This is a genomic window from Rhizobacter sp. P2_H3, assembly GCF_056403355.1.
In genome coordinates this window covers 1-7,920 of the sequence record NZ_JBFUFQ010000254.1, presented here as the reverse complement: position 1 = coordinate 7,920, position 7,920 = coordinate 1, and the positions used below count along the sequence as shown (strand labels likewise).

Annotated in this window: 4 protein-coding genes, 2 tRNA genes and 3 rRNA genes; 4 read left to right on the top strand and 5 right to left on the bottom strand. The window is 57.1% G+C overall.

The genetic code is table 11. The features are described from left to right. The coding region (locus tag AC1D1T_RS27795; RefSeq protein ID WP_477992889.1) for an AMP-binding enzyme at positions 1 to 194 on the top strand (194 nt) is incomplete at its 5' end. Between the two features lie 115 nt (positions 195 to 309). On the opposite strand, the gene rrf is transcribed toward AC1D1T_RS27795, so the two are convergent. The 5 genes from rrf to AC1D1T_RS27770 form a co-directional block, all read right to left on the bottom strand. After that, positions 310 to 422 (bottom strand): 5S ribosomal RNA (gene rrf, locus AC1D1T_RS27790). 196 nt (positions 423 to 618) lie between these two features. Beyond that, positions 619 to 3,495 (bottom strand): 23S ribosomal RNA (locus tag AC1D1T_RS27785). Positions 3,496 to 3,832: 337 nt separating this feature from the next. Next, positions 3,833 to 3,908, bottom strand: a tRNA-Ala gene (locus tag AC1D1T_RS27780). 9 nt (positions 3,909 to 3,917) lie between these two features. Next, a tRNA-Ile gene (locus tag AC1D1T_RS27775) sits at positions 3,918 to 3,994 on the bottom strand. A gap of 85 nt (positions 3,995 to 4,079) precedes the next feature. Further along, a 16S ribosomal RNA gene (locus AC1D1T_RS27770) occupies positions 4,080 to 5,610 on the bottom strand. Together the 16S, 23S and 5S rRNA genes with 2 tRNA genes alongside form the textbook arrangement of a ribosomal RNA operon. Before the next feature lie 555 nt (positions 5,611 to 6,165). On the opposite strand from AC1D1T_RS27770, the gene AC1D1T_RS27765 reads away from it, so the two are divergent. The 3 genes from AC1D1T_RS27765 to AC1D1T_RS27755 form a co-directional block, all read left to right on the top strand. Next, positions 6,166 to 6,414 carry a hypothetical protein gene (locus AC1D1T_RS27765; RefSeq protein WP_047509254.1) on the top strand — a complete coding sequence of 83 codons (249 nt, stop codon included), beginning with the start codon at positions 6,166 to 6,168 and terminating at the stop codon, positions 6,412 to 6,414. A gap of 132 nt (positions 6,415 to 6,546) precedes the next feature. Then, positions 6,547 to 7,596 (top strand): sensor histidine kinase, encoded by a 1,050-nt coding sequence (locus AC1D1T_RS27760; RefSeq protein WP_477828239.1) that lies wholly within the window; start codon positions 6,547 to 6,549, stop codon positions 7,594 to 7,596. After that, positions 7,584 to 7,920: LytR/AlgR family response regulator transcription factor (locus AC1D1T_RS27755; protein ID WP_477992888.1), on the top strand; the 337-nt coding region annotated here is incomplete at its 3' end. The genes AC1D1T_RS27760 and AC1D1T_RS27755, both read left to right, overlap by 13 nt.

Here is a 7,920-nt window from a genome sequence, read left to right as displayed (position 1 = left end):
CGGATGCGAAGTCCGGTGAAGCGGTGAAGCTGTTCGTGGTCAGACGGGATTCGACGCTGACCGAAGACGATCTGGCAGCGTATTGCCGGGAGAACTTCACGGCCTACAAGCGGCCGAGGCACATCGAGTTTCGCGATGACCTTCCCAAATCGAATGTCGGGAAGATATTGCGGCGTGAATTGCGGACGGTGTGATGGCTCGTTTGGCGTGATGGACCGTTTGAGCTATTTGATCCGTTTAGCAGGAATCGCTTGCTGCAAAAGCAAAACCCCCGTCACCTTGGGAGGTAACGGGGGTTGGCTATTAATAGCCTGACGATGTCCTACTTTCACACGGGAACCCGCACTATCATCGGCGCTGAGGCGTTTCACTGTCCTGTTCGGGATGGGAAGGAGTGGGACCACCTCGCTATGGTCATCAGGCTTAACTTGTTGCTGCCGAGCATTCCTTGGGGGAAGTGCTTTGCAGCCAATTCGTAGAGTCGACGCCTGGTGGCCATGCCACACAAGCGATATCAGCATTTGATTTGATCAGAACTTGATTGCGTTCAAGGATATTCGTTGGAAGAACTGCACAACGCTTGTCCTCAGACAGCTTTGATCGTGTGATCAAAGTTATAGGGTCAAGCCTCACGAGCAATTAGTACTGGTTAGCTTAACGCATTACTGCGCTTCCACACCCAGCCTATCAACGTCCTGGTCTCGAACGACTCTTCAGGGGGCTCAAGGCCCCGGCAAGACTCATCTTGAGACGAGTTTCCCGCTTAGATGCTTTCAGCGGTTATCTCTTCCGCACATAGCTACTCGGCGATGCCACTGGCGTGACAACCGATACACCAGAGGTGCGTCCACTCCGGTCCTCTCGTACTAGGAGCAGGCTCTCTCAATCTTGCAGCGCCCACGGAAGATAGGGACCAAACTGTCTCACGACGTTTTAAACCCAGCTCACGTACCTCTTTAAATGGCGAACAGCCATACCCTTGGGACCGGCTACAGCCCCAGGATGAGATGAGCCGACATCGAGGTGCCAAACACCGCCGTCGATATGAACTCTTGGGCGGTATCAGCCTGTTATCCCCAGAGTACCTTTTATCCGTTGAGCGATGGCCCTTCCATACAGAACCACCGGATCACTTTGTCCTACTTTCGTACCTGCTCGACTTGTCAGTCTCGCAGTCAAGCACGCTTATGCCAATGCACTATCACCACGATTTCCGACCGTGGCTAGCGTACCTTCGAACTCCTCCGTTACGCTTTGGGAGGAGACCGCCCCAGTCAAACTGCCCACCATACACTGTCCCCAACCCGGATAACGGGCCAAGGTTAGAACCTCAAACACACCAGGGTGGTATTTCAACGTTGGCTCCACGACACCTAGCGGCACCGCTTCAAAGCCTCCCACCTATCCTACACAGATCTGTTCAAAGTCCAATGTAAAGCTACAGTAAAGGTTCATGGGGTCTTTCCGTCTTTCCGCGGGGAGATTGCATCATCACAAACATTTCAACTTCGCTGAGTCTCTGGAGGAGACAGTGTGGCCATCGTTACGCCATTCGTGCAGGTCGGAACTTACCCGACAAGGAATTTCGCTACCTTAGGACSGTTATAGTTACSGCCGCCGTTTACTGGGACTTCAGTCAAGAGCTTGCACCCCATCATTTAATCTTCCAGCACCGGGCAGGCGTCACACCCTATACGTCGACTTTCGTCTTTGCAGAGTGCTGTGTTTTTAATAAACAGTCGCAGCCACCGATTCTCTGCGGCCTCATTGGGCTCCCCAAGTAAATGGTTCACCTACTAAAGGCACACCTTCTTCCGAAGTTACGGTGTCAATTTGCCGAGTTCCTTCTCCAGAGTTCTCTCAAGCGCCTTAGAATACTCATCTCGCGCACCAGTGTCGGTTTGCGGTACGGTCGTATGCAGCTGAAGCTTAGTGGCTTTTCCTGGAAGCAGGGTATCACTCACTTCGGAGGCAAGCCTCCTCGTTATCACGCCTCATCTAAACCCTCCGGATTTGCCTAAAGGGTATGACTACACGCTTGAACCGGGACATCCAACACCCGGCTGAGCTAACCTTCTCCGTCCCCACATCGCACTGCATATCGGTACAGGAATATTGACCTGTTTCCCATCAGCTACGCATCTCTGCCTCGCCTTAGGGGCCGACTCACCCTACGCCGATGAACGTTGCGTAGGAAACCTTGCGCTTTCGGCGAGGGGGCTTTTCACCCCCTTTAACGCTACTCATGTCAGCATTCGCACTTCTGATACCTCCAGCAGCCTTCACAAGCCACCTTCACAGGCTTACAGAACGCTCTCCTACCACGTACGCTTGCGCGCACATCCGCAGCTTCGGTAACTGGCTTAGCCCCGTTACATCTTCCGCGCAGGACGACTCGATCAGTGAGCTATTACGCTTTCTTTAAATGATGGCTGCTTCTAAGCCAACATCCTGACTGTTTTAGCCTTCCCACTTCGTTTCCCACTTAGCCAATTTTGGGGACCTTAGCTGGCGGTCTGGGTTGTTTCCCTCTTGTGTCCGGACGTTAGCACCCGGTGCACTGTCTCCCAAGCTGTACTCATCGGTATTCGGAGTTTGCAATGGTTTGGTAAGTCGCCATGACCCCCTAGCCATAACAGTGCTCTACCCCCGACGGTAATACTTGAGGCACTACCTAAATAGTTTTCGGAGAGAACCAGCTATTTCCAAGTTTGTTTAGCCTTTCACCCCTATCCACAGCTCATCCGCTAGTTTTGCAACACTAGTCGGTTCGGACCTCCAGCAGGTGTTACCCTACCTTCATCCTGGCCATGGATAGATCACTTGGTTTCGGGTCTACACCCAGCGACTGAACGCCCTATTCGGACTCGATTTCTCTACGGCTTCCCTATTCGGTTAACCTTGCCACTGAATGTAAGTCGCTGACCCATTATACAAAAGGTACGCCGTCACCCTTGCGGGCTCCGACTGTTTGTATGCATGCGGTTTCAGGATCTATTTCACTCCCCTCCCGGGGTTCTTTTCGCCTTTCCCTCACGGTACTAGTTCACTATCGGTCGATTACGAGTATTTAGCCTTGGAGGATGGTCCCCCCATATTCAGACAGGATTACACGTGTCCCGCCCTACTTGTCGCACGCCTAGTTCCACACCCTACATTTTTCATACGGGGCTATCACCCGCTATGGCCGGACTTTCCATTCCGTTCTGATATGCAAGATGCTAAAACGTGCAGGCTCTTCCGATTTCGCTCGCCACTACTTTCGGAATCTCGGTTGATGTCTTTTCCTCGAGCTACTGAGATGTTTCAGTTCACCCGGTTCGCCTCGCATACCTATGTATTCAGTATGCGATGACCTTACGGTCGGGTTTCCCCATTCGGAAATCTCCGGATCAAAGCTAATTTGCCAGCTCCCCGAAGCTTATCGCAGGCTATCACGTCCTTCGTCGCCTGTAATCGCCAAGGCATCCACCACATGCACTTAGTCACTTGACCCTATAACTTTGACGCCCACCTCGGTGAGCATCGGTCAATGACTGTTTGAGTATTTCGCGTTATGCCGTTCTTCAAATCTCGCTTCAATCGATTTCTCGATCAACTCAAGTTGAATATCTGTTGACGCAATCAAGTTCGTCATCGACGGCACGGTGCATCCCTTTCGGTCTGCTTTCCGCCGACAACGCTGATTTTCGACTCTACAAATTGTTAAAGAGCAACAGCCGATTCTTTCGAACCGCTGACGGCAACAGCCTGGTGAAAAACTCACCAAGCTGCTTGCGTCAGCGTCGATTTCTTCTGGTCAAGAGAACGCGGAAACCACCTCAACAAGAAGTGGTGGAGGATGACGGGATCGAACCGACGACCCCCTGCTTGCAAAGCAGGTGCTCTCCCAGCTGAGCTAATCCCCCGATGGAAGTTGGTGGGTCTAGTTGGGCTCGAACCAACGACCCCCGCCTTATCAAGACGGTGCTCTAACCAGCTGAGCTACAGACCCTTGTTCCGGATTGAACCGTTCTCTTGAACTGTTGTCACAACAGCCGATAAGCGTGGGCGCTAAAAATTGAGCACCATTTTTCCAGAAAGGAGGTGATCCAGCCGCACCTTCCGATACGGCTACCTTGTTACGACTTCACCCCAGTCACGAACCCTGCCGTGGTAATCGCCCCCCTTGCGGTTAGGCTAACTACTTCTGGCAGAACCCGCTCCCATGGTGTGACGGGCGGTGTGTACAAGACCCGGGAACGTATTCACCGCGGCAAGCTGATCCGCGATTACTAGCGATTCCGACTTCACGCAGTCGAGTTGCAGACTGCGATCCGGACTACGACCGGTTTTCTGRGATTAGCTCCMCCTCGCGGGTTGGCARCCCTCTGTACCGGCCATTGTATGACGTGTGTAGCCCTACCCATAAGGGCCATGATGACCTGACGTCATCCCCACCTTCCTCCGGTTTGTCACCGGCAGTCTCATTAGAGTGCCCTTGCGTAGCAACTAATGATAAGGGTTGCGCTCGTTGCGGGACTTAACCCAACATCTCACGACACGAGCTGACGACGGCCATGCAGCACCTGTGTTCTAGCTCTCTTTCGAGCACGAAACCATCTCTGGTAACTTCTAGACATGTCAAGGGTAGGTAAGGTTTTTCGCGTTGCATCGAATTAAACCACATCATCCACCGCTTGTGCGGGTCCCCGTCAATTCCTTTGAGTTTCAACCTTGCGGCCGTACTCCCCAGGCGGTCAACTTCACGCGTTAGCTTCGTTACTGAACAGCAAGCCGTCCAACAACCAGTTGACATCGTTTAGGGCGTGGACTACCAGGGTATCTAATCCTGTTTGCTCCCCACGCTTTCGTGCATGAGCGTCAGTACAGGTCCAGGGGATTGCCTTCGCCATCGGTGTTCCTCCGCATATCTACGCATTTCACTGCTACACGCGGAATTCCATCCCCCTCTACCGTACTCTAGCCATGCAGTCACAAATGCAGTTCCCAGGTTGAGCCCGGGGATTTCACATCTGTCTTGCATAGCCGCCTGCGCACGCTTTACGCCCAGTAATTCCGATTAACGCTTGCACCCTACGTATTACCGCGGCTGCTGGCACGTAGTTAGCCGGTGCTTATTCTTCAGGTACCGTCATTAGTCCAATTTATTAGATCAGACCGTTTCTTCCCTGACAAAAGCGGTTTACAACCCGAAGGCCTTCTTCCCGCACGCGGCATGGCTGGATCAGGCTTGCGCCCATTGTCCAAAATTCCCCACTGCTGCCTCCCGTAGGAGTCTGGGCCGTGTCTCAGTCCCAGTGTGGCTGGTCGTCCTCTCAGACCAGCTACAGATCGTCGCCTTGGTAGGCCTTTACCCCACCAACTAGCTAATCTGATATCGGCCGCTCCAATTGCGCGAGGTCTTGCGATCCCCCGCTTTCACCCTCAGGTCGTATGCGGTATTAATCCGGCTTTCGCCGGGCTATCCCCCACAACTGGGCACGTTCCGATATATTACTCACCCGTTCGCCACTCGCCACCAGGATTGCTCCCGTGCTGCCGTTCGACTTGCATGTGTAAGGCATGCCGCCAGCGTTCAATCTGAGCCAGGATCAAACTCTTCAGTTCGATCTTGATAATTTACTCAATGAATTGAAGTGAACTTCACTTCATGAGCGTTTAAGGTCCATGAGACCTCGAGTCTTTCGACTCTTCGGYACTCGCCTTCCAACGCCCACACTTATCGGCTGTATGTTTTTAAAGAGCTGCAATCCGGTYAAACCGTCTTGCTTTGCTGTTCGATCTGTCTCGTTCAGCGCAGCCTTAGACTGTAGCACCTTTTTGCTCGACTTCAACAACTTGTTTTGATTTTTTTCTGCCGCCGCTTTCGCCGCCYGCCGAAACCAATCWGTTGTTGGGTCGCTTCGTTGATTWGTCATCAGCGAAGMCCACGATTATGCACAGACCACTTTGAATCGTCAACACCATAGACCCTCGAGTTTTGTCGGGATTCTCTGAAATGCCGCGACACACCGAGAGTCCCTTCAATACGCCGCCGGGGCTTCGCAGGCGGCGAGCCATCGGCGAGAATCCGCGCCCTGCCCCCGTTGGGAGGCGCGCGCGGCTGTCTGGTGGCAAACAGCGGTCGGCGTTGACAGAGCCAACAAACAAGAGAAGACCCCGATGTACGACACGACCTACGTCAACAACCCCTTCGAATCGACCATTGACCCCGGTACCGTCCTGCAACGCGTTGAACAGTCGGCTGGCATCGCCCAGCTGCAACGCCGCGTGTTCGCGCGTGCCGACAAGCTGCGCGGCGTCGCCGCCGACCTGATGGAGCACGACGCCAAGATCGAGGCCCTGTTTGCCAACGGCCCCCGCGCCGGTGCCGCTCCCAAGAAGACCGCGAAGACCAAGGCCGAAGCCTGATCCGTCTCACCCCCGCCCGGGCCCGGTTCACCCTCGAACCATGGCGCCCGGCGGACCCCGGGGCAACAATGCGGGAGCATGACGGCCCTCTCCTCTCTCTCTACCGACAGAGATCACGACGACGCGGCAGCGATGCCGCGTCTCGCCTTCGGCATCGCCTGGGCGTTGTTCTGGGTGCTGATGATGACCATCGGCGTGCAGGATCACCTGCGCCAGGGCGGCACCGCCGTCTGGAAACCACTGCTGTGGGAAGGCAGCTCGATGCTCGTGTCCAGCCTGATCGTCTGGCTGCAATGGCGGCGAGCCGGGCGTCTCGATGAGCTGCTGAACCGCCCGTGGCGCTGGTTCGCCGCGAGCCTCGCCTGGCTGCCGCTGGCCGCGCCCTGCTTCATCGCCGCGGTGTTCGGGCTGCGCCACGCGGTCCACGCACTCGCCGGCGAGACCTACACGCACGACCCGTGGCCGGTGGTGTTCCGCTACGAGGCGCTGAAGTTCTCGATGTTCTACCTGCTGTTCGTCGCGATCGTCTTCGGGCTGCGCTCGCATGCGGCGCTGGCCTCGGCGCGGCTGCGGCTCGAACGCGAGCGGCGCTTGGCGCAAAGCGCGCAGCTGCTGCAGCTGGCCCAGCAGATCGAGCCGCATTTCCTGTTCAACGCGCTCAACACGATCGCCTCGACGATCCACACCGACCCGGCGCTGGCCGACACGCTGCTGATGCGCCTGGCTGCGCTGCTGCGCGCCGCCACCGACCTGGCGCGCCACCCCGAGACCACGCTGGCCGACGAGCTCACGCTGCTCGAAGCCTACGCGTCCATCATGCGCGAGCGCTTCGCCGAACGCGTCGACATCGTCTTCGACATCGACCCCGCCACCCGTCCGTGCAAGGTCCCGTCGCTGCTGCTGCAACCCCTGCTCGAGAACGCCTTCCGCCACGGCGTCGAGCGCCGCCTGGCCCCCACCCGCATCGTCGTGCGCGCGCGCCGCGCCGGTGCGCGCCTGTGCCTGGAGGTGCAGGACGACGCCGGCGAGCTGCCCCCGGGGCCCGATGTGCCCTGGGGCGTGGGCCTCGGCAACCTGCGGCAGCGCCTGCTGACACGCCATGGCGACAGCGCCTCGCTGACGCTGCAGGCGCGCGACGGCGGCGGCGTGCTGGCCCGCGTCGAGCTGCCATGCGGGTGCTGATCGTCGACGACGAGACTCCGGCGCGCGAGCGCCTGCGCCGCCTGCTGCTCGCGTTCGCCGATGTCGAGGTGACCGGCCAGGCGCGCGACGGCGAGGAAGCGCTGGCGGCGATCGCCGCGCAGGCGCCCGATGCATTGTTCCTCGACGTGCAGATGCCGGGCCCGAGCGGCCTCGACGTCGCCGCATCGTTGCCCGAGCCGGCCCCCGCCATCGTCTTCGTCACCGCGCACGACCGCTACGCGGTGCAGGCCTTCGACGCCGCCGCGGTCGACTACCTGCTGAAACCGGTCGAGCCGCAGCGCCTCGCGCAGGCGCTGCAACGGC